The organism is Flectobacillus roseus (assembly GCF_030056595.1).
Taxonomy (GTDB): domain Bacteria; phylum Bacteroidota; class Bacteroidia; order Cytophagales; family Spirosomataceae; genus Flectobacillus; species Flectobacillus roseus.
In genome coordinates this window covers 295,897-321,707 of record NZ_JASHIF010000002.1, presented here as the reverse complement: position 1 = coordinate 321,707, position 25,811 = coordinate 295,897, and the positions used below count along the sequence as shown (strand labels likewise).

22 protein-coding genes are annotated in these 25,811 nt (G+C 37.6%); 10 read left to right on the top strand and 12 right to left on the bottom strand.

The window, feature by feature from the left end; genetic code table 11:
* The first annotated feature begins 17 nt into the window (after window positions 1-17).
* The 3 genes from QM524_RS01400 to QM524_RS01390 all read left to right on the top strand — a co-directional run bounded on the left by QM524_RS01400 (window position 18) and on the right by QM524_RS01390 (window position 4,218).
* Window positions 18-1,736, top strand: coding sequence for an alpha-amylase family glycosyl hydrolase (locus QM524_RS01400; protein ID WP_283343140.1), 1,719 nt, complete (start codon window positions 18-20; stop codon window positions 1,734-1,736).
* 106 nt (window positions 1,737-1,842) lie between these two features.
* Window positions 1,843-3,171 carry an MFS transporter gene (locus QM524_RS01395; protein ID WP_095164592.1) on the top strand — a complete coding sequence of 443 codons (1,329 nt, stop codon included), beginning with the start codon at window positions 1,843-1,845 and terminating at the stop codon, window positions 3,169-3,171.
* Window positions 3,172-3,417: 246 nt separating this feature from the next.
* On the top strand, window positions 3,418-4,218 hold the full coding sequence (locus QM524_RS01390; protein ID WP_283343139.1) for an N-acetylmuramoyl-L-alanine amidase-like domain-containing protein: 801 nt from the start codon (window positions 3,418-3,420) through the stop codon (window positions 4,216-4,218).
* Window positions 4,219-4,344: 126 nt separating this feature from the next.
* On the opposite strand, the gene QM524_RS01385 is transcribed toward QM524_RS01390, so the two are convergent.
* From QM524_RS01385 to QM524_RS01355, 7 genes are all read right to left on the bottom strand, one after another.
* Entirely contained in the window at window positions 4,345-5,289 is a 945-nt protein-coding gene (locus QM524_RS01385; protein ID WP_095164596.1) for a universal stress protein, read from the bottom strand.
* A gap of 181 nt (window positions 5,290-5,470) precedes the next feature.
* Window positions 5,471-5,902 carry a hypothetical protein gene (locus tag QM524_RS01380; RefSeq protein ID WP_095164597.1) on the bottom strand — a complete coding sequence of 144 codons (432 nt, stop codon included), beginning with the start codon at window positions 5,900-5,902 and terminating at the stop codon, window positions 5,471-5,473.
* A 270-nt stretch (window positions 5,903-6,172) separates the two neighbouring features.
* Complete coding sequence (gene nhaD, locus QM524_RS01375; RefSeq protein ID WP_283343138.1) at window positions 6,173-7,450, bottom strand: sodium:proton antiporter NhaD; 1,278 nt, start codon at window positions 7,448-7,450, stop codon at window positions 6,173-6,175.
* A gap of 36 nt (window positions 7,451-7,486) precedes the next feature.
* Window positions 7,487-7,738: a hypothetical protein gene (locus tag QM524_RS01370; protein ID WP_283343137.1), complete on the bottom strand. Its 252-nt coding sequence runs from the start codon at window positions 7,736-7,738 to the stop codon at window positions 7,487-7,489.
* 148 nt (window positions 7,739-7,886) lie between these two features.
* Complete coding sequence (locus tag QM524_RS01365) at window positions 7,887-9,293, bottom strand: aldehyde dehydrogenase family protein (RefSeq protein WP_095164600.1); 1,407 nt, start codon at window positions 9,291-9,293, stop codon at window positions 7,887-7,889.
* Window positions 9,294-9,404: 111 nt separating this feature from the next.
* Window positions 9,405-10,601 (bottom strand): MFS transporter, encoded by a 1,197-nt coding sequence (locus QM524_RS01360; RefSeq protein ID WP_283343136.1) that lies wholly within the window; start codon window positions 10,599-10,601, stop codon window positions 9,405-9,407.
* Window positions 10,602-10,641: 40 nt separating this feature from the next.
* Window positions 10,642-11,037, bottom strand: coding sequence for a carboxypeptidase-like regulatory domain-containing protein (locus QM524_RS01355; RefSeq protein ID WP_283343135.1), 396 nt, complete (start codon window positions 11,035-11,037; stop codon window positions 10,642-10,644).
* Window positions 11,038-11,306: 269 nt separating this feature from the next.
* On the opposite strand from QM524_RS01355, the gene QM524_RS01350 reads away from it, so the two are divergent.
* The 3 genes from QM524_RS01350 to QM524_RS01340 all read left to right on the top strand — a co-directional run bounded on the left by QM524_RS01350 (window position 11,307) and on the right by QM524_RS01340 (window position 13,648).
* A complete protein-coding gene (locus tag QM524_RS01350; protein ID WP_095164606.1) occupies window positions 11,307-11,888 on the top strand; it encodes a TetR/AcrR family transcriptional regulator in 582 nt (193 codons plus the stop codon).
* 327 nt (window positions 11,889-12,215) lie between these two features.
* Window positions 12,216-12,746, top strand: coding sequence for a molybdopterin adenylyltransferase (gene mog / locus QM524_RS01345; RefSeq protein WP_095164608.1), 531 nt, complete (start codon window positions 12,216-12,218; stop codon window positions 12,744-12,746).
* Between the two features lie 119 nt (window positions 12,747-12,865).
* The gene (locus QM524_RS01340) at window positions 12,866-13,648 is read left to right on the top strand and encodes a response regulator transcription factor (protein WP_283343134.1); all 783 of its coding nucleotides are present in this window, start codon (window positions 12,866-12,868) and stop codon (window positions 13,646-13,648) included.
* A 68-nt stretch (window positions 13,649-13,716) separates the two neighbouring features.
* On the opposite strand, the gene QM524_RS01335 is transcribed toward QM524_RS01340, so the two are convergent.
* Both QM524_RS01335 and QM524_RS01330 read right to left on the bottom strand, forming a co-directional pair.
* Window positions 13,717-14,799 carry a helix-turn-helix transcriptional regulator gene (locus tag QM524_RS01335; RefSeq protein WP_283343133.1) on the bottom strand — a complete coding sequence of 361 codons (1,083 nt, stop codon included), beginning with the start codon at window positions 14,797-14,799 and terminating at the stop codon, window positions 13,717-13,719.
* A gap of 137 nt (window positions 14,800-14,936) precedes the next feature.
* Window positions 14,937-16,559: a S8 family peptidase gene (locus QM524_RS01330; RefSeq protein ID WP_283343132.1), complete on the bottom strand. Its 1,623-nt coding sequence runs from the start codon at window positions 16,557-16,559 to the stop codon at window positions 14,937-14,939.
* A 340-nt stretch (window positions 16,560-16,899) separates the two neighbouring features.
* On the opposite strand from QM524_RS01330, the gene QM524_RS01325 reads away from it, so the two are divergent.
* Window positions 16,900-18,159, top strand: coding sequence for an MFS transporter (locus QM524_RS01325; RefSeq protein WP_283343131.1), 1,260 nt, complete (start codon window positions 16,900-16,902; stop codon window positions 18,157-18,159).
* Between the two features lie 225 nt (window positions 18,160-18,384).
* Window positions 18,385-19,530 (top strand): MalY/PatB family protein, encoded by a 1,146-nt coding sequence (locus QM524_RS01320; protein WP_283343130.1) that lies wholly within the window; start codon window positions 18,385-18,387, stop codon window positions 19,528-19,530.
* 121 nt (window positions 19,531-19,651) lie between these two features.
* Here QM524_RS01320 and QM524_RS01315 read toward each other — a convergent pair whose 3' ends face one another.
* From QM524_RS01315 to QM524_RS01305, 3 genes are all read right to left on the bottom strand, one after another.
* On the bottom strand, window positions 19,652-20,374 hold the full coding sequence (locus QM524_RS01315) for a sulfite exporter TauE/SafE family protein (protein ID WP_283343129.1): 723 nt from the start codon (window positions 20,372-20,374) through the stop codon (window positions 19,652-19,654).
* Window positions 20,375-20,562: 188 nt separating this feature from the next.
* The gene (locus QM524_RS01310; protein ID WP_205749709.1) at window positions 20,563-21,012 is read right to left on the bottom strand and encodes a FixH family protein; all 450 of its coding nucleotides are present in this window, start codon (window positions 21,010-21,012) and stop codon (window positions 20,563-20,565) included.
* Between the two features lie 124 nt (window positions 21,013-21,136).
* The gene (locus QM524_RS01305; protein WP_283343128.1) at window positions 21,137-21,589 is read right to left on the bottom strand and encodes a hypothetical protein; all 453 of its coding nucleotides are present in this window, start codon (window positions 21,587-21,589) and stop codon (window positions 21,137-21,139) included.
* A gap of 118 nt (window positions 21,590-21,707) precedes the next feature.
* Here QM524_RS01305 and QM524_RS01300 point away from each other — a divergent pair, with 118 nt between their 5' ends.
* Both QM524_RS01300 and QM524_RS01295 read left to right on the top strand, forming a co-directional pair.
* Window positions 21,708-24,650: a DNA polymerase III subunit alpha gene (locus QM524_RS01300; protein ID WP_283343127.1), complete on the top strand. Its 2,943-nt coding sequence runs from the start codon at window positions 21,708-21,710 to the stop codon at window positions 24,648-24,650.
* A 24-nt stretch (window positions 24,651-24,674) separates the two neighbouring features.
* Window positions 24,675-25,799: a vWA domain-containing protein gene (locus tag QM524_RS01295; protein ID WP_283343126.1), complete on the top strand. Its 1,125-nt coding sequence runs from the start codon at window positions 24,675-24,677 to the stop codon at window positions 25,797-25,799.
* The last annotated feature ends 12 nt before the right edge of the window (window positions 25,800-25,811 follow it).

The window sequence follows — 25,811 nt, the reverse complement described above, 5'->3', positions numbered from 1 at the left end:
GCGAGAAAAAGAAAATTATGACCCAGAAAAACGACAAGTTAGTAATTCTACAGATGATGTTCCATCTATGGGGCAATACCAATTCAACCAATAAAATGAATGGTTCTGCTGCCGAAAATGGTGTGACTAAATTCAAAGACATCAACGATAAGGCGTTGAAAGAATTGAAAAAATTTGGCTACTCACATTTGTACATGACTGGTCTCATTGAGCATGCTACGATGGAAGATTTAACGGCGTTGGGTATTCCAAAAGACCATCCAGATGTAGTAAAAGGTCGCTCAGGTTCACCATTTGCTATCAAGGATTATTATGATGTAAACCCATTTTTTGCCACTGACCCCAACAAGCGCATGGAGGAATTTGAGGCAATGGTGGCTCGTGTTCACAAAAATGGATTAAAGGTAGTAATGGACTTTGTACCTAACCACGTGGCACGTGTATATCACTCAGATATGAAGCCTGAAGGTATACGTGATTTTGGGCAAGATGATGAAGTAAATAAAGGCTTTGACCCACAAAACAATTTCTACTATCTCCCTCATACTCAGTTCCAAATTCCTGATGGAGTAAACCCTCCTGTCAAACCAGAAGGTCCATATATCGAGTCGCCAGCTAAAGCTTCGGGTAACGATGTATTTTCGGCAAAACCAACCATTGATGACTGGTTTGAAACGGTAAAATTGAATTATGGTGTAGATATTCTTAATGGGCGTAGCCGTCATTTCGACCCAATTCCTTCTACTTGGATTAAGATGGTTGAAATCTTAAAATATTGGTCTGCTAAAGGTGTTGACGGTTTTAGATGTGATATGGCCGAAATGGTACCTGCAGAGTTTTGGCAATACGCCACTTCAGCGATTAAGAAAGAGTATCCTGACATGGTATTTATTGCTGAAATCTATAATCCTCGCGAATATTATAACTATATCAAGGTTGGTGGTTTTGATTATCTATACGATAAAGTTGGCCTGTATGATGGACTAAGAAGATTGGTTGAAAATAAACATGAAGCAACTGTCGAAGATATTACACGAGTTTGGCAACATGAATCGGGTAATATTTCAGAACACATGCTACGCTTCTTGGAAAATCATGATGAACAACGTATCAATACGCCTGCTTTTGCCAAAGGTAATCCATTTGCGGCAGTTCCTGCGATGGTAGTAACCGCAACCCTTCACACAGGACCTGTGATGATTTACTTTGGTCAAGAACTGGGCGAAAAAGCTGATGGAAAAGAAGGCTTCAATCAAGCGGATGACCGTACTACCATGTTTGATTTCTGGGGAGTTCCTTCCCATCAGGCATGGATGAATGGAGGTAAATTTGATGGCGCAGGCTTGACCGAGGAACAAAAGAATTTACAAGCATTTTATAAAGGTTTGTTGAAATTTGTCAATGGTTCTGAAGCAGTACAAAAAGGCGCATTCTTTGACCTTCAGTACATTCAGGGACACGATTATGACCGTCGTAAGGTATATTCTTATTTAAGATATAGCGAAAATCAAAAGCTTGTGGTGGTTTGTAATTTTGACCATTTCCAAGAAAAGAACATTAACCTTCATATTCCTGATGGCGCTTGGACGGCAATGGGACTGGATCCTCAAGGAAATTATACCTTGAAGGGTGTTTATGAAGCTAAAGGCTCTCAAAAAATCAATGCAAAGGATAACATCTCTATCAAAGTTGCGCCAAACTCGGCGGTAATTTATGAGATTTCTTCTAAAAAATAGTACATTTGAAAGTGTAGAGTTTAAGATAGCGTTTCTTGAAAACCAAATTTCTTGATGCGATAATCAAAACTTTACACTTTCACCCAACAATCCATTAACCATAAACATGAAAAAAATTAATAAACCTTCCTTGAGTCTAACGCAAATTATCAATATGAGCGTTGGTTTCTTGGGTATTCAATTTGGCTTTGCTCTTCAAAACGGCAATGCCTCGCGTATTCTTCAAACTTATGGTGCCGACGTAGAACACCTTTCATGGTTTTGGTTGGCAGCACCACTCACAGGAATGATTGTCCAGCCCATTATTGGACATTACTCAGATACTACTTGGGGACGCTTTGGTCGTAGAAAACCTTATTTTTTGGCAGGAGCTATCTTAGCCGCAGTTGCTTTAGCATTTATGCCTAATGCTTCTTTTTTGGCAGGTATCCTTCCTGCGGTTGTATTGGGAGCAGGTTTTCTGATGTTTATGGATGCTTCCTTCAATATTGCGATGGAGCCATTCAGAGCATTAGTTGCTGATAACTTGCCAGATGAACAAAATACTACAGGTTTTTCGGTGCAAACTACCTTGATTGGTATTGGTGCCATTGCTGGAGGTTTTCTTCCTACGATTCTCAATAAGGTATTCAACGTATCGAATGAATCTATCAATGGAAACGTACAAGATAATGTCCTTTACTCTTTCTATGCAGGTTCGGTTATTATTCTTGTAGCTATTCTTTGGACTGTTTTTACCACAAAAGAATATTCTCCAGCTGAAAGAAAATCATTTGGTTTCGAAGATGAATCACACGACCAAGCTAGTTTAAAAGATATTTTCAAGGACTTTGCTCAAATGCCTACAACAATGAAGCAATTGGGTTTGGTGCAGTTTTTCTCGTGGATTGCCTTATTTTCGATGTGGGTTTACGCTACACCAGCTATCGCACACCAGGTATATGGCCTACCATTGGAAGACCATAGTTCTAAAGCATATAATGATGCTGGCGACTGGGTGAGTTCTTTATTTGGAATTTATAATGGAGTTTCAGCGCTATATGCGTTGGCATTACCCAAAATTGCGGCACTTTTTGGCAAAAAAACTACCCATGCGTTCTCTCTAATCTGTGGAGGTTTGGGTTTAATCTCTATCTTCTTCATCACTAATCCTGACTATTTAGTTTTGAGTATGGTGGGAATTGGTTTTGCCTGGGCGAGTATTTTAGCAATGCCATACGCAATTTTGGCAAATAGCATTCCTATTCACAAAATGGGCGTGTATATGGGTATTTTCAACTTTTTTATCACCTTCCCACAAATTGTCAATGGTATTTTTGGCGGTATGGTTGTAAAACATATTTATGGATCTAACTCAGTTTATGCGTTGTTACTTGCAGGTATTTTCATGATTTTAGGAGCAGTATCTGTGATGTTTGTAAAAGAAAAACAATAATCGGATTTGCAATAAATCATATACTTGAAAATTGTCAACAAATCAATTACAAACTATAATCCATTAATAACTAGAGCATTACACCAGAATCACTTAAATCTCAATTCTGTAACAACTCTAATTAGACAGGATACATTTTAAATAAGAAGTTTGAATATTGCGTTATCAATAAAAGAACGTAATTATTTTAATACTATTACCGTGTCAATATTTCATAAAGCATATCAAAATAAAGGGTTTAAAGCATTGACTTTAAACCTTTTGTTTTGTGGGATTAGTTGGGCAGGAATCGCCCAAGAATCAGACCAGCGTATTTTTGAAGCTACTATTCAAAAAAAGTATAATTCAGAACAAGGTCAAAGGGTGATTGAAATTGCTCAGACATTTTTGGGTAAACCCTATGTAGCTCATACCTTAGAAGGGAAAAAAGAAAATTTAGTCGTAAATCTGAGAGAGTTTGATTGCTCTACCTTGGTGGAATCCGTGCTAGCAATTGCGATGTGTAAGAATAATTCATTTGATGACTTTACCCATAACCTCGAAACGTTACGCTATCGTTATGGGCACGTCAACGGGTTTGGCTCAAGATTACATTATTTTACAGATTGGCTGAAGGAAAACGAAAGAAAAGGTCTCATCAAAGACCAAACACAAGCTTGCGCTGGAAAACCCTACAAGAAAAGTGTGTCGTTCATGACCTCTCATTTGCCGCTTTATCCTCAACTCGAAGATTATCGAGCGCTTGAGGCGGTGAAAATGGCAGAAATAGAATTGATGCGTAAAAGTTTCTTCTATATCCCTAAAGCTGAAGTGGCCAAGAAAGAGTCATGTATTCAAAATGGTGATATTATTGCTATCACAACCTCAAAAAGTGGCTTGGATATTTCGCATCAGGGCTTCGCGATTGTTGTCAATGGGCGAGTGCATCTATTGCACGCTTCACAAGATTTGAAAGAGGTCATTATTTCACCAGAGCCACTAGCAGAATACTTGGCAAAGCACGCTAGTCAAACAGGCATTATGATTTCAAGATTAGTGAAAAAATAACATAAAAACCTCAATCGGGAAAGTGAGATATAAGTTCATCTATCATATTTCCTGATTGAGGTTTTGCTATTGACAAAATTTGATTGAATATGTTTCAAATCATTCCCATTTTGTCTGGCTCAACTATTAGAGCACTGTACCTGAAAATGGATATCCGTATCCAAGATTTTCCAAAATTTCTTCTGGAGTAGCTTCACTTTCTTTGATTTTAATCGAAATATCAGGGCTTACCGACAACACTGGTATTCTTGAGTGATTTACCACTTGTTGAGAATAACTTCCTGCCAAGTATTTAGCAAAAGACGTAGTAGTAGAAGTTGTCATTACAATAAGGTTTACACCCTCAGTATTAGACATTTCTAGCACTTTTCCTGCTAAATTTTCCCCAGCGTAATTTGACAACTTAAACTGCTTGTTTTGACTTGTCAAAAACTGAGTAAACTGTCCTACAAATTCCTCTACCTTTGCTTTATCATCTGGCTTTTCGTGATCATTCAATCCCACTAATAACCATTCAGGATTATCTGAAGGAGACAATAGTGCTTCTGTGATAGGATATTTGTCCAAAGCACCCAAAACCGAACGAATCGGGAATAGTACTTTGTGGATTCCTTCCCAGTGATAATGCGTTGGAATAGTCAAAACTGGGCATTTCGCACGTTTTACCACACTGTAAGCATTGGTTCCCAAAAGGTCATCCAAGCTTGTTTCAGTACCATGACTTCCCATCACCAACAAATCTGCCTCGATTTCCTCTGCTGTTTGTACAATCAAAGGAGTTACCTCACCATGTTTCACTACACTTTCTACCTCCCAATATCCTTTACCTTTGAAACGGTCATAAAGTTTTTCTAAACGATGTTCATGTTCTTTATCAATACTATCTGAGGTAATATCAAAAATTAAGCTACCATCTTGAGCAAACATCAATATTCCTGGCTCAATAATATGTAGAAGGTAAAGTTTAGCCTGATGTTGTGCGGCAATTTGAATTGCAGCTTTTAAAGCATTTTCTGAGGTTAGGCTGAAATCAATAGGTACTAAGATTTTTTCGATTCGCATACGTTCCATAGCACATAAGGGATTTAATTCAAATACTAATTACAAAATACTAACGAAATGAAATTACAAAAAATACAATCTGAAATAATTAAAGTTCTATTAAAAAAAAATTAGAAGATTTTAAGAAAAAAAACGCCCTCCTGTAAGCTATACAGGAGGGCGTTAAAACATCTATAAACGTAAAGAAAATCTATCTTCTTCTTTTTCTTTTAGATTTAGTTACAATTTTTTTGCTAGCTGCCGATTTGTACTGAGACTCTAATTCCGAAATACGAGCCTTGGTAGCTTCAACTTGTTCTCTGTTTGACTTGTCCAAAACCTCATAACTAGCTGAAAGTTGGTTATAGTCAGTCAACAAACGATTGTAGCGTTCCGACAAGCTTTCCATGGTTTCTTTACCATCTTCTTGGCATTTAACGTAATCTTCTGTTTTCTTTTTAAACTGACTCTCAAGACTAAAGCGAAAACTACTAAGTTCTACATTTTCTTCTCTTTCTTTCTTCAAAGTATTTTCTAATTGAGCAGCTTGTTGTTGCAAAGCAACTAATTGTTTCGATTCGGTACAAGATGTGAGTGCCAAAGCAATAGCACCGATTGAAAGATATTTTATAGAATTATTCATAATCACTTAGAGTTATGCGTTTAATACTGGATTATAGTTGAAAAAAGGGAATACGTTCAATTCGAATCCCTAACCTTAGCAAACCAAATAAATAAAATAAGGTTCTACAAATTTACAATAATGTATTGTGATAACCTTAATTTGCCGATTTTTTGGTACTGAATCCGAAAAAACACCAAAATTTAAAAAATATTCGTGTTAAAAGTACTACACTTTACAAGAATTAACATTTTGTTATCAATTTTTTCGTTCAAATCACACTTTTTCTGCTTAGTGAGTAAATGAGTACAGCGCCAAATAAACAGCAGCACCTGCTACATAACCCAACAAAGCAACAAAGGATATTTTCTTGAAATACCACATGAAGTCGATTTTTTCCATACCCATTACTGCCACACCAGCCGCTGAACCAATAATCAGCATACTACCTCCTGTTCCTGCACAATAGGCCATAAATTCCCAAAGTTTCGAGTCGGTTGGAAATGCCTGAAGGTCATACATACCCATAGAGGCAGCTACAAGAGGAACGTTATCAATAACAGCCGAAGCAATACCAATAATGAATACAATCAAATCTTGATTACCCAGAGTTTGATTCATCCACTCGGCAAAATGATGCAATTGTTCAGTACTTTCTAAAGCAGCAATTGCTACCAAAATACCTAGAAAAAATAAAATACTAGGGGTATCTATTTTTCTTAATGCATGTACAGCCGAATACTTCGACTTCGTTTCTTCATCTTTATCCTTGTGAATTAACTCAGATACCAACCAAACAGCTCCTAAACCCATGAGCATACCCATGTAAGGAGGTAAGTGCGTTACCGTTTTGAATACTGGAACAAACAACAACGCGCCCAAACCTACTGCAAACATCAAATTTCGTTCGGCATTAGGCAAGGCCATCGTGTTTTCAAGTTTGGCAGAAAACACATTTCCTTTTGGCTTTAAAGTAAGATGAAGATATATCAATGGAACTATAAGCGACACCATACTTGGAAGTAATAATTGGGTAATTACCCCCATAGCCGAAACTTGCTTCCCAATCCAAAGCATGGTGGTTGTGACATCGCCTAATGGAGACCATGCTCCACCTGCATTAGCTGCTATTACAACTAAACCAACCATTATTTTTCGGGTTTCACTCGATACCAAGATTTTTCTCAACAACGAAACCATCACAATAGCCGTTGTCAGGTTGTCCAAAACTGCTGACATAAAGAATGTTAGAAGTGCGACAAGCCACATTAAAGTTTTGATATCTTGAGTTTTGATTTTTTGGGTGATAATTGCGAAGCCATCATGCGCATCCACTAGCTCAACGATGGTCATGGCTCCTAAAAGGAAGAAAACTATTTCAGCAATATCGCCAAGATGATGCGACAATTGCTCTGAAACCAAATGGACATCTGTAGCATTTAGCGCATAGACAACCCAGCACAAAACACCTGTAAGCAAGGCTGTGGCTGTTTTGTTGATATGGATATTATGTTCGAGTGTGATTGCTAAATAGCCAATCACAAAAATGAGAATCATCAATGTGGTCATTATGCACTAGTTTAGTTGAATGAATATTGTAGGATATTAATGAGAGGTTGCTTCCTGTGAATTCTGAATGGATACATTAAAATGCTCCTGAAGTCGATTTTTCTGGGAAATAATAGAATCGTTTAATATTTTATCATGCCCTAATTGTTGCGAGCATGAATTACTTGATAGAATAAAGAAAATATTGACAATAACAGATAAAAGCAGAAAGGCACTCAACACAATTACACGAAAAGGTGTTCTTTGTGGTGCAGCTTTCGTCATTTTGGTAATCAGTTTGAGTTGCATACAATGTTATTTTTTGAATAATTATGTTTTACAAAACAACTCAACAAGCTTCAACAACTCATGAAGAATTCCTTAGAATTTCATTAAATCGTTGAAAATAAACATTTTTAAACAAAAATGGCGTAAGCTATTCCACTTACGCCATTTCCTATGATTTAATCCAACCCGTACCAAAAGGTTTGTGGGTATTGATAATAAACGTTTTCTTTCTAAAGAATTTTTTATAATTCGAAAAGGTACCTTCAAACTCCAATGTTTCTGGTGTCATTTGTGGATGTTGCCCTACTTGCAAAACCTCCTCTAACGCAATATCATTAATCGACAAATAGGGGATTGAAAGTTTATCACCCAATGCGATTGCTTCATTGGCTGTTTTAGAGAAAATAGCTCCCGAGTGTGCCTGTGTGATTCCATTTACCCACTCGCAAATTTCTTCTGTATCTTGGTAAGACATCACTGGCAAAATAGGCGCAAGCGTTTCTTCATTCAGAATTTTCATGCTTGGCTTTACATTGGTAATGATGGTTGGTCGACAGTAATAGCCTCCCTCCCATTTTTCACATTGTCCTATACCTGTCAATAATTTTGCACCATTTTCGAGGGCTTCCCACAGTTGACCGTTAATGATATTGATTTGTGGTTCGGCAATGATGGGACCGATTTGTCCAGATTCAGTAGTTGGGTATGCCAAACGTATAAGGTTAGCTTTTCCGACTAATCTTGATAAAAATAAATGATAGACATTACGGTGAACATACACTCTTTCAATTGAAGAAGAAGATTGTCCTGCGTTCCAAAAACCACCTAGTAAAATGGCAGAGGAGGCATTTTCTAAATCGGCTGTTTCGGTAACAATAACCGTATTTTTCAAACCGTGTTGGATAGAGGATGGCTTGAATAGTTTATGCGCAATATCAGACACTTGTCTTGCTTCGGCAGCCGTACCATTATAACAAACAAAATCTGCATTGGAACACAATGGCTCCAAAATATCGTCTGTACCTTCTACAAGAGAAAGTACTTCTCTGAGTCCTCTGGTACGATGAATAGTATGATTAAGCGTTCTGACAAATCTTGGAGTTACACAACTTGGCTTAGCAATTACGGCACTACCTGCCAATAAAGCAGGTATGATTTCTTTCATCAGATGTGCAAAAGGGAAGCACCAACCACTAATGACGCCCACCAAAGGAAAAGGCTCATAGTGATTTTGGAGTTTTAGCACAGGAATAGAAGTAGACAAACTCTCTGGCTCGCGCAGAATCTTCTTGGCAATCTCACACCAACTATCAATGGCACGAAGCACATAATTGAGCTCTTTTTCAGATTCAGTCTTTCGACCTGTATCATCTATTAAGGATTCCAGTAAATCCGTAGAATAATCTTCAATTAATGTATGCCATTGTTGAAGTACCCTTACTCGCTGTTCGATTCCTTTGGCCATCCAACCGGGTTGAGAAGCCCTCAATGAAATCGTCCTTGAACGCACACCGTTTGCATCTACAGGTTGAATCGAAAAATCAAATTTGCCAGTTCTGGGGTTTCTTATTTCCATAAAATTACTATGCTAAAAATTGGGCTTCTGGACAAAACTAAGCGGTTGCTTCGTCACAGTCTTCTGACAAAATTAACTATTTAGATTTTCCTCTTGAGAAAATCTATGAAATTAAACTTTCTTTTTTCTCGAAAAAACAACCAACCCTACAGCGATAATACACAAAGCTAACATGACTTCAAAAGAAGTATTGTACGAACCCGTAGACGCACGAAGCTGTCCGATAGTTCTGATGCCAATGCTTCCAGCCAATGTGTCAATCATCGTAAAGACCCCTAAAATTAGGCCATACGATTTGCCAGCATAGTGCTCAGCAATGAGAAGTTGTATCATCGTAAAAGCTCCCGAGTAGCCTACGCCCAACACAATGGCTGCTATGGTCAGCCATGAAACATGCGCCAAACAAGTTTTTAAAAGCAATATGCCCAAGCCCAACACGACAATCGACCCAAGCATTGCATCATTTTTCCGAATTTTGTCACTGACAAATCCAAATACGATTTTTCCAATGATACTACAAAAGAAAAATGACGAAGCGAAACTTGCCGTTTGCGATGGTGTTAGTTGAAGGTCGGATAAAAATAAATCCTTATTGAATAAAATACCATTTATGCAAAACCACAATGCTCCAGTAGCAATCAGTAAGGTATAAAATGTTGGTTGGCGCAGTGCTTCAGATAAGGTAAAATCCTTAGTAGAATTTTTCTGAGGCATTACTTCACCCTGAAATTCCTCTTCCTCAGGACGATTCTTTAAGAGCAACTGTGCCAAAATAATAATGCCAACCACAGGAAAACCCACATACGTCGCTGCGGTACGCCACCCTCCAGAGGCTAAAAAGTAGCCCGCAGGTTTGCTCAATATGGTGGCACCAAAACTAGAAGCATTCAAAAACAACCCTAGGGCAATACCTCTATGTTTATCGAACCAGCGACTAATCAAATATACACTCGGAATTACTCCTCCTAGACTTAATGCTACTCCAAAGAACACATAGTACCATTTTAACTGTTCAAAAGTATTAATGAAGGCCAATGATATAAATAATACAGACATTATACTGGCTGCCACACCGAGTATAATTCTAGGAGCAAATCTATCCAATAACCACCCACAGAAAGGCGAACAAAAGGCCAATACCAGATACATGTTACTCGGAGCCTGTGTAATGACACCTTTGGTAAGGGCTAGTTCCTGAGAGATACTTGGGTAAAACAGCGGTAATGTATAAATACCAAATCCGTTTGAACCGATATACATCAAAGACAAACCCAATAAAACCCACCACCCACGATAGAATTTATTCATTCCTGTAAAAAACTTAAATCAATTAATATTTTTTTCAAAATTAGTCCATCACTTTGGCATAAAAAGTAGGCAAATCTTTACGTTTTGGCAACATTTTTGAATTATGGAAGCCTACAGAGCGTAAACCGTTTGAATCTTCGTTCGATGATGTCAATAAAATTGTTAAATTTTGAGAATTTGTATTTAACTTAATTTTTAGTGGCTCATAGTCCTCGATTTCAACCACCAAAATGTTTGAGTTATTTTCGGTACGAAGGCTAAATTTTCCTTTGATATCCGAAAGTGTCGCACGTTCGGTACCACCTTTAACGGTTATATTTACCCCTTGAATTGGTTGTTGGGTATCTCCGTCTAAAATACGACCTGTTAAGATTTTTTGACCAAAACCAGAGCTCGCAAGACAAAGGAATGAAAATAGTAGTAGGAGTTTTTTCATAAGACTAAATATTTTGAAACTTATTGTAAAATTAACAGTCATTAAGGCGAAAGTAGCCAATTTAGAAAGAATAATTCGAATCCATTGTATATATAACTTACTTTGTTGGATGAGCCAAAGCCTAGTTTGGGTCTTCTCTCGCTCAACAAATGTCTACTAATCAACTGTTTTACAAATAGTTGATTCCTTCAAACCAGCTCTACGCCAATTTAAGACAGAAATTAACATTTGTGGGACATTTTGATAAAACAAGCGTGAACTAAGTAACGATGACAAACATTACCAAAGAATTTGATAAAAAAGAAGCTATTTTGAACGCAACCCTTGAGCTAATATCTAAGCATGGTTTTCATAGCTCCCCTATGTCTGAAGTGGCCAAGCAGGCCAATGTAGCAGCAGGGACCATTTACCACTATTTTAAGAGTAAAGATGAATTAATTTGTGCGTTGTACGTAAGTTTGAAAGAAAGAACGACCACTCAACTACTCAAAAACGATGATGCTTCCAAAAATTACAGGGATAGGATTCGGGCGTTTTACCTTCAAAATTTTCATTACTTTACTAAAAACCCTAAAGAATTTTACTTCTTGGAGCAGTTTTCTAACTCTCCATTTTTACAACAAATTCCTAAAACAGATTTAACTAAACTAGAACAGCCTATATACGACTTTTTACGAAAAGCAGTTTTTACGCAAGCAGTTAGAGATATCCCTCCCAAAATTATGATTTCGTTCGTGATGGGAAGCGTTGGCTCTCTGATCAAATTACAGCTATCAGGAGAATTCCAACTGACAAGCTCAGACCTAGAGCTAGCCTTTTTTACTTGTTGGGATGGTATCAAAAAGCAATAATAAAAAGTCCTCCGTTCAAATAATTGGACGGAGGACTTTTTAGTTTGATAGGCTATTTCAGAGCATGCTTGCAGCTTCTTACAAAATTTAAAACTCAAGACATATCGTCTAATGATTCTTATTAAACTTTTTCATTGCAAAATATAAACCCAAAAGAATCAGACCGAAAAACACAAATGTCATGATTTTTTCCAAGCCATCTGGTAACTTTGATTGCAGATATAACATATTTCTGGTTGTTGAATGTAAAGGAAATTGTATACATCAAAAATACATAAGCCAGCTTCAATAACCATACATTATCTTTTAAAACATTACTTTATACTCATGGAACCAATCAAAATTGGCGTAATCAATGTTTCAGACCGTGCAAGTGCAGGTATTTATGAAGATATTCCAGGAAAAGCCGTTGTCGAAACATTAAAAGAATATCTGGTTTCTGAATTTGAGACTGTTTACAAGGTCATTCCTGACGAACAAGACCTTATTTCAGAAACGTTAAAATATATGTCAGATACTGAAGGTTGTTGCTTAATTGTAACGACTGGCGGTACAGGACCTGCCAAAAGAGATGTAACTCCAGAGGCAACCGAGGCTGTTTGTGAAAAAATGATGCCGGGTTTTGGCGAACTAATGCGTACTGAAAGTCTAAAATATGTTCCTACGGCTATTCTTTCCAGACAAACAGCTGGAATCAGAGGGAAATCGCTCATTATCAACTTACCTGGCAAACCAAAGGCTATCCGCCAATGCTTGGATGCCGTATTCCCCGCAGTTCCTTATTGCATAGATTTGATAGAGGGTCCTTTTTTGGTATGTAATCAGGAGGTCATGAAAGAATTTAGACCTAAGTCATAAACCAAATGAGTCTATATTACAGATAAATTATACCGCAAATGTGGTATTTTTACTGATAAGGTTACGAGGTATATTTGTATATATCGATACCAACTATCGATATATACAACTTTCACACCATGAAAAGTACAACCTTTACCCTTAATACCACGCAAATTAATAGTTTTTGGCAACCCACTCTGGAGAGTTCTGAAGCCTTGAAGGGAAGTTATTTTAATTTGAATAATGCATTGCTTAATGAGGTACTCAAAATTCAACAACTGGGACTAGTCATTTGGAGTCCAGATAGCAATGAGTATGGCTTATTATTGGGGGAATTACAAAAAGTTTGCGGATGGTCAAATGAACTTCTCAAAAAAATGGGTCCAGAGAATTTTCTTTCCCATTTGGTTTCGTCAAGCTTCACAGGTTTGTGTTTGCTCATGAAGCATATGAATACCTATCTTACGAGTATTCCCGAAAATCAACTTCATGATTTCAGAGCAATTTATGATTATGAACTCGTAGGTAACGATGGTCATATCAGGCGAATCTGTCAGGAAAATAGCATTTTAACACTCGATAAAAATAGCAAAGTACAGTATTTTCTCTCATGTATTTCCAATATAAGCAATGTCAAAAGAGATGGTAAACAACATCTCTTTTTGACTGGCTCTTCAAAGGAAATGCTTATCGAGATCGATCAGCTTACCAATGTTTGTACGGAGCTTCAACTCCTTACCACACGAGAACTTGAAATAGCTAGATTTATGGGTAAAGGGCTACAAAGTGAGGAAATCTCGGAGCTTTTAAATATTGCGCTGACCACAGTATATAAACATCGTCAGAATATTCTTCAAAAATTAAAAATGCAAGACACTAGTGAGGCTTTGCATTTATTAAAAATACTCAAAATGATATAAAAATAGCCCAACCGTTTGGCCGAGCTGTTTTCGTTTTTTTTGAAAAATCTTTATATCCTTACTTTGTTCTAAATTCTTCCTAATTCAGTTTTCAAATCCTCAACTAAATCCTTTATACGTTCTAAGGAAGGTTGTGGTTCAGGCATTTGGTAACTGACAAAAGCCAAGCACTCCCAAATTTCTTGAATATCTTTCAGGCTCACTTCTTTACTCGAAATATTAGCTTTGTCTGAACTCAACAATAAGGTACCTTTAATTTTTGCCTGACTGTAGACACGTCGGTATAAAATACCGTTTTGAGAAGAAACAATGATGTAATGCTGACCGTCCTTTATGTCTGACCAATCTTTGATTTGGCTACCGACAATAATCGAGTTGTCCAACACAAAATCATCTCCTGACTCAAATGCACGGCAATTATTTGAGGGTATATTAGGCAAAAGCATACTAGGTAGAGCCCCAATAAACTCCTGTCGTTGACAATTCGCAGCATAATCTTTTCCAGCCTGTTTGGTAACCAGTCGAATAGCTCCAGCCAAAGTAGGTGATTTGGGCGACTCTGCGTGGGTGTTTGTTCGTGGAACAGGTATTGAAACAGATGGGGCAATAGAATTGACAAACTGCTTGTCCCCTTCTACAGAGTGATATTTCTTCGGAACAACTCTCTGTGAAACCAAATTTACTTGGTTTTCAGTACGATAATATTTTTCGACTACCTGTTGAATCGGCAATGATGGAATGACAACCTGAGGCTCGGTGGGCGTTACCGTAGGACTACCTTGATAAAAACTCTGAATAGGATTAACAGAGGAAGTACTTGTCGGAAAGGTATTGGCAATAAATGCACCAATCGAACTTGGCTCAGAGTCATTGGGGGGAGCAGCCGTTTTGTAGGGATTTGTAGCACCCGACGACATCCCTGCAATACCAGGCGTATCTCTAATTTTACGAATATCGGTCTTGATGAGAGCATCAACTGAAGTACCAAATACCTGAGCAATCATTTTGAGATTTTCCAAATTTGGATTGGCACGAGCCTCCTCATAAGCACCCAATAAAGAACGCTTAATTCCTATTCGACGAGCAAATTGCTCCTGAGTAAGACCGTTGAGTCTACGAAGATATTTGATATTATTACTTACAATCGACATGATTTTTTCCTTTCTGCACGAATAAGCCGTTTCCTTGAGATAAATACTTTTGATGGAAATTTACGATATTATTCGAAAAAATTCCAGTAATTGCCCTTTTATCCCTTAAAAAACGTGTGATTTAGCTAAAGCTCATTCTAAGGCTGATGACCATCTTCCAGCAAACGAATAGCATTATAAGCGTTTACTACGCCACCGGTAATGGATAGTTTACTAAACTCAACCAAATCGCTTGTACCGGGCTGAGTTACTTTGGTATGAGGCATTTTTGTTGCCGATTGTAGGATTACTTTCTTGATTTGTTTTGAAGAAAGTTCAGGATAATAACTTTTAATCACGGCGGCCAAACCAGTTACCACTGGCGCAGCCATACTCGTACCACTCAAATCTTCATATTTAGAACCTACCACTGTCGATTTGAGATCAACACCTGGTGCAAAGACATCTACGGTTTTTCCTCCATAATTAGAAAACTCTGCGATAGCACTTGGCGGTTGAAGCCAGCTAGTAGCTCCTACTTCAATCCAGTTTTCTGCAATTTTTCCATCCAAATATCTTTTTGAAGGAAAGTTATCATTTACATCTATATTTTCATTTTCGTTACCCGCCGCATGAATCAATAAAACATCTTTTGATTCTGCATAACGTACAGCCTCGTCCACAGCAGATTTTTGGGGAGAAAAAGGCTTTCCAAAACTCATATTGATAATTTTGGCGCCATTGTCCACCGCATAACGAATAGCATTAGCAACGTCTTTGTCTCGCTCATCGCCTTCAGGTATAGCACGCAAAATCATCAATTTCACATCGCTTGCAACCCCCAGAATGCCCAAGGCATTACGACGGTTGGCGGCAATAATTCCTGCTACGTGTGTACCATGACGAGCATCAGGGCCTTTTACTTCGTTGTTTCCGTAATTTCTATCAGCAATATTATTTACATCATCACCAATAATTTCTTGACGAGCATTATAATTCATATTGACGCCAAACTTCATTTGTGCATCATAATAATCAAAACCTTCCTTGAGTGATGCCTCATCTTGTCCGACCTTAGCGAGTACCTCGTACATTCTTTTGGCTGCCTTCACCTCTTCTGGCGCTGTAACGCCAATTCTGGTTAGTTCAGCATTTCCTACTTGATCTGAAGCGGTGTAATCCAAAATAATTTTTTTGGCCTCTACAAACTTATTGTAGAGCTTTATGACAAATGCCCCCTGCTCATTAAGTTCTTTTATTTTATCGTCGTATTTAAGTTTTACTTTTTTGTAAATATCATACTCCGCTTTTTGTTTGGACGAAAGACCTGCAATATCTCTATCTCGAAAACTCCCATACTTTGCTTTCAAGCGCACATACTCACGCGTAAGCTCCATATTCTCACGTTCCAAATCCTGACCTTTGGCATTTCCCAAAAAATCCCATCCATTTACATCATCGACAAATCCATTGTGGTCATCATCTATTCCGTTGTTAGGAATTTCGTTGGGATTGACCCAAATATTGTCCTTCAAATCCTCGTGATTAGTATCTACTCCTGAATCGATAATGGCGACTATAACGGTTTTAGATTTCTTTTTATTGAGAATTTCACGGTAGGCACGCTCTGTACTTATTCCCAGCACACCATCTTGCTGAAAATCCAAATTAAACCAGTTATCGGGAGCTTTATTGAAAGAGTTATCGAGGTACTGCGCAGATGCAGAACCTATTATTGAAAAGAAAATAGCAGCAGTTAAGGCAATCTTAGATTTAATCATAAACTAGTACTTAATGGAGTCTGTGATGCACTACTTAAAAACGGCTTAGTAAGGTTGGATAACGAAATTCTAAGGTCTAGAGAAGTATTTTATCAAACGTCGCAAACAGCTCCCAAACTAATACGAACACGGTGTTTGTATTTTGACGATAACAAACAGCTAGAAGTGCTCAAAATAAGTAGGGTAGTTTTATGCAAAACTAAGAAAATATATCCGATTCTCAAGATTTTGAAGGTTCTGTATTAAATAAATCGAGCAATCGGCATTTCAGGAACTTGAAGATATCATTTTTTGTATTTAATGTATATACAATAAATTTCAACATGCTCAATTTGTGCCCATGAAACATCTTTTACAGCATTGGTGGATTCAACGATATTACCCTTTCCTCATTTGTTTTGCAGGTTTGTTGATTTTGGTAGTAATCAATGGTCTTACGTCAACTACCATTTCAGTATTCGATAGAGTGTTGTTGGATGAATTTCAATGGTCGCGTTCGGAGTTAAAATTGAGAGATTCGATACCCAATGCCACGGCTTTTGCTTTGATATTTTTTTCAGGGTTATTGATAGATAAATTTCGGGTAAGAAGATTACTATTGGTAGGAAGTTTAATCCTAAGTATAGCATTATATTCTTACAGTCTGATTCATACGAAATTCGAGGCTTATTTCATTCACTTTTTATTTGGTGTTGCATACACTCTTTCGGGGTCTGTGTCGGCGATTATTCTGGTTTCTAGTTGGTTTCATAAACACAAAGGCTTGGCGCTTGGTATTACCTTGGCAGGAACGAGTCTGGGCAGTTTTGTATTTCCAAACCTTATTCATCATTGGTTAGAACTGTGGGGCTGGAGAAGTACCTTTCAACATTTGGCCATTTTTCCCCTCATATTATTTGCTTTTATTTTTCTATTTATCAAAAGTTCCCCTTCCGAACTCAATCTCAAAGCATTTGGTAGTGAAGAGCAAACTGATTCTTCGGGTAATAATTTAGCAGAACCTTTAGCCGAAGGTTTAAGCTTTGAGCAAGCCTTACAAACACCCACTTTTTGGCTGATATGCCTTTGTGGCTTTCTTACTTTTTACGGTTTGTTGGGAGTGGTCGCCAATCTGTTCTTGCATATTACTGATTTAGGTTTTACCGCCAAAGATGCCACTTTTGCCTTGACCTTATACTTTGGGGTAGCCTTCGGAGGAAAACTACTTATCACTTCTGTATCAGATTATTTTAATACTTACCGCGTTTTTACGCTTTGTTGTACGTTGATGACCGTTTCGGTGCTAGGATTTACCACCATGGAAAAAGACCTAGTTTACTGGGCCACTGCAGGAATGGCGTTGAGTTGGGGCGGCATCTATTCGATGTATAATGTCCTAACTATTCGAACTTTTGGCCTAAAATCGGCAGGAAAAATCAATGGCACTATCAATATGTTTGAGTCTGCTGGCGCATTTTGTGGACCGATTTTTACAGGATTCATCTTCGATAAAACTCACTCCTATCAGTTAGCTTTCTTAATTATCACTTGTATTATGGGTTTTGCCACATTGCTTTCTTTTTTATTTTCTGCTAAAAAACAATCACCTTCCCAAGCTTAGATTACAGTGTTTTCAAAATAAAATCAAGATAGTCTAAACCAGTTTTTTATCTTTGTTACTCATTTAAAAACTGAAGGTATAAGCTTTAGGCATTAGGCAAAAAAGTCTAAATTACTTCTTGAGAAATACTTTTAACTTTTTGCCTATCGTCGCATATGGCCTAGAGCTTAAAGCGGGTAAAATTGACTTAATCTTACCCATTACCTTAACAATCCAAAGACTATTATGTTCAATTTTGACGAAATCATCAACCGACACAACACTGACTCTACCAAATGGGATTTTAATAACGACCCCGAAAATGTGATTCCTATGCCTGTGGCAGATATGGACTTTCGTTGTCCAGAGCCTATCATTCAGGCGATGCTTGAGGTGGCAGAACACGGAGTAATGGGTTATTCTTTTGTACCAAAAGAGTTAAAAAGCTTGTTTACTCAACGTATGAAAGACCTCTACGATTGGGAGATTCAAGAAGAATGGCAAGTGTGGATTCCGGGTTTAGTGCCGGGCATCACGACAAGCTATAAAGCGGTGGGACAATCGGGGGATGAAGTCATGACAACAATTCCTGTATATGGTCCGTTTCATTTGGCACCAACTTGGGCAGACAGAAAACTAGTCACTGTTCCTTTGCTACTCGAAGGCGAACGCTGGGTGATGGATTTTGAAGCCATCGAAAAAGCGATGACTCCAAGAACAAAGGTCTTTATGCTTTGTAATCCATATAACCCAGGAGGTACAGTATTTACACCAGCAGAACTTACCAAATTGGTAGAAATATGCCAAAGACATAACGTTGTGATTTGTTCTGATGAAATTCACTGTGACTTAATTTTAGATGAAAATCTTCGTCATACTCCAACAGCCAGTTTGAGTCCTGAGGCTGCACAAATGACGATTACGTTGATGGCTCCAAGTAAGACCTTCAATATTGCGGGCTTGGGTTGTTCGGTAGCGATTATTCCTAACAAAGAATTAAGAGATAAGTTTATTTTTGCGAAAGCAGGTGTTTTTCCAGAACTCAATCGCTTTGGTATCCGTGCGGCGTATGCTGCTTATAAAGATTGTGAACCATGGCGTAAAGAACTTGTCAAGTATCTAAAAACCAATCATGATATTTTGCACACCGCCATGAATGCCATTCCGGGCTTAAAAATGAACAAGTTAGAAGCTACCTACTTAGCTTGGGTAGATGCAAGAGAAACGGGCATTGAAAATTTAGCTGAGCATTTGCTCAAACATGGTATTCGTGTAGTTGACGGACCTGTTTTTAAGGGTCAAGGATTTTTTAGAGTAAACTTTGGTTGCACAAGAGCGACTTTAGAAGAAGGTATAAAGCGAATTCAAGAAGCGTTTGCTTCAGTAAATTAGTCGAACGATTGCTGATTTGGGATTTTTGATTTCGGAAATAGATAATTATTGATTTTTTCTAAAATAAAGAGATTTAGTGGTTGTGTAATATTAAAGGGTTACACGCCACTAAATCTCTTTACTATTTATTCATACTTTGCCCGTGGCAAATGGGTATTTCTTTCGAATCAGGATTTTTGTCAAAATGTGGGCTCAGATATGGAATACCCAGATTTAATCCTCGCACCACAAAAAATATGGCAAGCACAAAGGTATAAATAGGAACAATTTTCTGAAATTTTAACCGAAAAGTCCCTTTCAGCAAATGTGGCAAATAACTCACCAAAAGTAAGGCGGGAACTGTGCCTAGACCGTACATTAACATGTAAAGACTACCTTGAAATGGCGTAGATGTTGCCGCAGCACCAGCCAAGGCAATATACAATATTCCACAAGGCAGATAGCCATTTAGCAACCCTAACGTTCCAAAACCTACCAACGATTTCTGCTGAATTACTTTTGAGGCCGTTTTTTTCAATTTCCCCCACAAGCCCTGCATTGCTGATATACCCAAATTATGCTGGAAAAACACTAAGGTCAACATCATCAAACCTATCGCAATAGATAACCACTGTTGCATACCTGCCCAGCGAACACCCCAACCAAAATATCCAAAAACGTATCCTAAACTCATGTAGGCAGATAGTCGTCCAACATGATAACTCATTCGTGCCATTAATGCCTTGAGCGGACTCATTCTCCCTATAGGTAAAGCAACAGCAATTGGGCCGCACATACCAACACAATGCAAACTTCCCACAAAGCCTGTAATTAATGCGACCGAAAATAAAGTTGATGACAACATGCGTGTGAGTGATGAATTAGGAGTGATGAATTATGGGTTGTGAATTGTGAATGTAAAATATTGATCAAATTTTATTTTGAGCAATTACTCCCATATTTAATATATATAACTTTCAATATATGGCAAATGCAATACATTGGCTATTCGTATTCTACTACCTTCGCACTAATCAGCCAACAGCAATTACCTTACTTTATTACGACCTCGTCTTCTAAATAATATTCCTCACGACCATCCGTCCATGTCGTTTGGATTTTCCAAAGTCCTTTTTTGAGATTCGTTGTAGGAATGGTCACCAACGAATTACTTTGGGCTAAAACAGGCACCGAAAAATCGAGATTTTTATCAGATGGTCTGAAAAAAGTCACCTCCCCTTTTTTGACCGATGTCGGCAAGGCGATTCGAATGATTTGATCTGGAACTGAATAAGTCATTGACGATTTTTGCTTTAATAGTGAAGTATGTTGTATCCTTTCTATCTGTTTTTGATATACTTCTTCTTGTTGATAATAATTATCTGCCACAAGGTCAACCCTCTGAGAAATCATTCGGTAAACCATTGTGCCTATAAATCCAGCAAAAACTACAAAGGACAGTACAATTGCGCCACCCCAATTAATTGTATTAGAACGTGTCATAACTCGTGAGTTTATATCAGAAAATCAAAAAGGGTAATTATGAACCTTTTGATTCAAAATTACCCTCTGAAATAGCTAGAAATAATGACAATTGTTAGCTTTTAAAATGAGTTTTCCTCAAAACTTACTTCTTTATTACCTTCAACTTCAAATCTCCCAAATGTTTCTTATTCACTATCAGCAACAAAAATGGACGCATCGTAAAAGTGAGCTTTTTGCCCCATTTTTCTTCATAAGTTAAGAGCAATTTTTTAGGTGCTGTTTTTGTCAAACTTATTGTTTTGTAGCTCAAGTCAATATCAGAAGCTTTTTGAAAAATAGCAATCACAAACTCCTTCTTAAAATCAATGTTCGTTGGAGCGCCTTTGGGTCCCATAACCGTTGCCATTCCAAATATTTCTGAAAACTTCATTGCATCTGTAATGATAGGATTGGCAAGTTGATCCTCAGTTACGGTATTATTAATAAAGTAATTATCGCCAATGCGGTAAGGAACCTTTTGCGTCTGAGCAACAGCTCCAAGCCCCGACAGTAATACAACAAAAAGAGATACAAGTAATTGAATTTTGTTTTTCATACATTTTTTTGAAAAGAGTGAAAAATAGAGACTAACCTTTGAAAGCCTGATTTGCAATTTATACGTATTTTTAAAGAAAAGTAATTCAAGCTAGAAAACTAATTTTGTCAACTGCAGTATGTATCTCAACTGTCATACATATTATAGCCTACGTTATGGCACCATTGCTATTCCGCAATTGGTAGAAAAAGCTGTATCACTGGGTGTAAAACAGTTGGCAATTACTGACATTAATCTGACTTCAGGGGTTTTTGACTTTGTAAAAGAATGTCAGAAAAATGATATTAAACCCATTGTTGGAGTTGAATTTAGAAACGACGACGAGTTGTTATTTGTTTGTCTAGCAAAGAATCACGATGGTTTTGCTGAAATTAATCGCTTCCTAAGCAAGCACAAACTTCAGCATTTACCTTTTCCCGAAACTGCCCCAAAGTTTAGAGATGTTTTTACAATTTACCCCTTTAAAAAGAAGCATTTAGCCAAACCCCATGATTGGATTGGGGTGGGTATCAGTGAAGTAAATAAGCTATGGCAATATCCTGATAAGCTGAAGCAGATAGTAATATTACAACCTGTTACCTTTTTCGACAAAGTTGGCTACAACACCCACAGATTGCTTAGAGCTATCGACAAGAATATATTGCTAAGTAAATTAAACCCTGATAGTCAGGCTGATATTAACGAAACCTTTCTAACTCCTGATTATTTACATACCATTTTCAAAGACTTTCCAGCTATAATTGATAATACCAATTCTTTACTAGAGGAGTGTAATTTTATCTTTAATTTTTCTAGTAATAAAAACAAACTTCTTTTTACAAACTCAAAATTCGATGACCTTAGGCTATTAGAAAATTTAACTTTAACAGGTTATAAATATCGATATACCGATAATCCTGCGGTATTAGAAAGAATTAGTAAAGAACTAATCGTTATTTCTCAGCTCGATTTTAGCGCCTATTTTTTATTAGCTCATGACATCATTCAATTTGCCAAAAGTAAAGGATATTTTCACGTAGGACGTGGTTCTGGTGCTAATTCGATTGTTGCCTATTGCATTGGAATAACCGATGTAGACCCCATCGAGTTAGACTTATATTTTGAGCGATTTATCAATCCACATCGCACAAGCCCACCAGACTTTGATTTAGATTTTTCATGGGACGAACGCAATGATATTATTTCCTATATTTTCGAAAAATATGGAGAGGATTATGTATGCTTGCTTGCCACCTATGTTACATTTAAGCAGCGTTCTGCCTACCGAGAATTAGCCAAAGTATTTGGGCTTCCCAAACATGAAATAGACGCACTTATCAATCCTGAAGGTAGCGATTATGCCAATGTAACAGCAGACTCACTTGGCGAATGGGGGCATTTAATTATCAAATATGGCAACCTAATACAGGACTTTCCCAACTACCTAAGCATACATGCGGGAGGTATCCTCATTTCGGACAAGCCACTTTATTACTACACAGGTTTAAACCCCGTTCCGAAGGGTTTTCCTATTTGCGAATTTGATATGTATGTCGCCGAAGAAATTGGTTTCGCCAAATTTGACATATTATCACAACGAGGTTTGGGACACATAAAAGAGTGCGTAGATATAGTGAAACAACAACGGAATATCGATATTGATATTCATGCCATTCAAGCGTTTAAACAAGATGAAAACCTCAAGCAGCAACTACGCAATTATGAAACTATGGGGTGCTTCTATATCGAATCGCCTGCTATGCGTCAATTGATTTGGAAATTGCGTTGCGACAACTACTTGACCTTGGTGGCAGCCAGCTCGATTATTCGACCTGGAGTGGCAAGCTCGGGCATGATGCGTGCCTATATTGAGCGATATCATAATCCAAACTCATTTGACTATATACACCCAAAAATGAAGGAGTTGCTAAGTGAAACCTTCGGAATTATGGTGTATCAAGAAGATGTAATCAAGGTTGCACATTATTTTGCTGGATTGAGTTTGGCCGAAGCTGATATTTTGAGGAGGGGAATGTCAGGGAAGTTTCGTTCGAAATCAGAATTTCTTAAAATAGAAAATACCTTTTTTACAAACTGCAAAAATTTAGGTTATGATGAATCTATCACTAAGGAAGTTTGGCGTCAAATAGAAAGCTTTTCGGGTTACTCATTCAGCAAAGCCCACTCTGCCAGCTATGCTGTGGAAAGTTATCAGAGTTTGTATCTCAAAACCTATTATCCTCTCGAATTTATGGTGGCGGTTATTAATAATTTTGGAGGCTTTTATAAGACCGAATTCTACCTACATGAAGCTCGAAGATATGGTGCTCATATAGAAGCTCCTGCGCTCAATTATTCAGGATATATGACCAGATTGGAAGAAAAAACCATTTGGATAGGTTGGATTCATGTAAAAAGTTTGGAGAAAAAAGTTGTTGACCTGATGCTTGCACAGCAAGGAATAAAGCCTTTTCAGAGCTTTGAAGATTTCTACAGGCGAGTTCCTATCTCACTCGAACAAATCATTATCTTGATTCGCTTAGGCGCTTTTAGATTTCTTGATAAAAAGAAAAAAAATCTGCTTTGGCAGGCTCATCATCGTCATACACAAGGAAAAAAGAAAGGACAGTCAAGCGCCTATCTTTTTGAGGTAAAAGAAGAAACCCTAGAGCTACCCCATTTGGATTATCATGATATCGAGGATATTTACGACACGGTCGAACTATTAGGTTTTTATCTTGAGCCTCCATTTTCAGTGCTTAGAAATCCTATAGAAATACCAACACGAGCTAAAGATTTTCCTCTACATCTTCATAAAACCATTACGATTTTAGGTTATCTTGTCAATGTAAAATTTACGAGAACAAGTACACAAGAACGTATGGCCTTTGGGTATTTTATCGATGAAGATGGGGCGTATTTTGATACTGTTCAATTTCCCAAAATACTCAAACAATATCCATTTCAAGGCGCTGGTATCTACCTCTTAAAAGGCAAGGTCACCGAAGAATTTGGACATTTTGCATTACAAATAGTATCAATGGAAAAACAACATTTGGCATTTGACCCAAGGTATTTTTAATAAAACTATTTAAGCTGCACAGCGATGATACACAGAAAAACCACATTATCAGAAAATATAGTAGCCTTTTGTAGATTTCTCAGAGAACATGGTTTTTCTATAAGTGTACAAGATGAAGCCACGGCTTTGGAAGCACTTTCCTATATTTCATATCAAAATAGGCTGGATTTTCAAACAGCATTAGCGATTACACTTGTCAAAAAAGTCCAACAGTTAGAAGCATTCAATCGACTATTTGATGATTATTGGAAAGAGCTTGAAAAAGCACTAGATTCAAAAATAAAAGATGGGAAAAGCAAGTCTAATCGCCCTGTTAAAAGCGAGGAACAAGCTTTTAATGCCCTAAAATCTTGGCTCAATGGCAACCGACAAACGCAAGAAGAACAAATGGCTTCTTACAGTCCACATGAAAGTTTAGGACAAAAAAACTTTGCCAATATTCCTTCTGATGAGATTGCCGAAATGATGACAAGCATTCAAACTCTCTCCCGAACTCTGGCGAGAGCCGTTGCACGTCGCGAACGATCGACTAGGGCAAGAAAACAATTTCATTTTGCAAGAACGATCCGAAAAAATATGCGCAGTGGTGGAGAATTGATAGAATTGGCATTTAGAAAGCCTAAAAAAAATCGTTTAAAATTGGTATTGCTTTGTGATGTGAGCAAGTCGATGGATTTGTACTCGAGTTTCTTTATTCAGTTTATGTACGCTTTTCAGAAAGTATATCAAAAAATAGAAACCTTTATCTTCAGCACGCATATAGCACGTATTACAAACGAACTAAACACTACTCATTTCAACGAAGTAAAGGCTAATTTTTCAGAAAAAATCAATATCTGGTCGGGCGGAACCAAGATTGGCGAGTCATTGACTCAATTTAATCTACAATTTGGAAAAAGATACATCAACCATCAAACAGTGGTCATCATTCTATCCGACGGTTGGGATACAGGAAATCCCGAAGTACTGAGCGATGCTATGGAAACACTTCACAAACAAGCACATAAGATCTTGTGGCTAAACCCGCTTGCAGGCAATCCAAACTTTCAAGCAAATACCGTAGGGATGCAGGCAGCAATGCCATTTATCAGTCACTTTGCTCCTGTGCATAACCTCGAAAGTCTCAAGCAATTGGGGAAGATGATTTGAAGATTGGGCGTT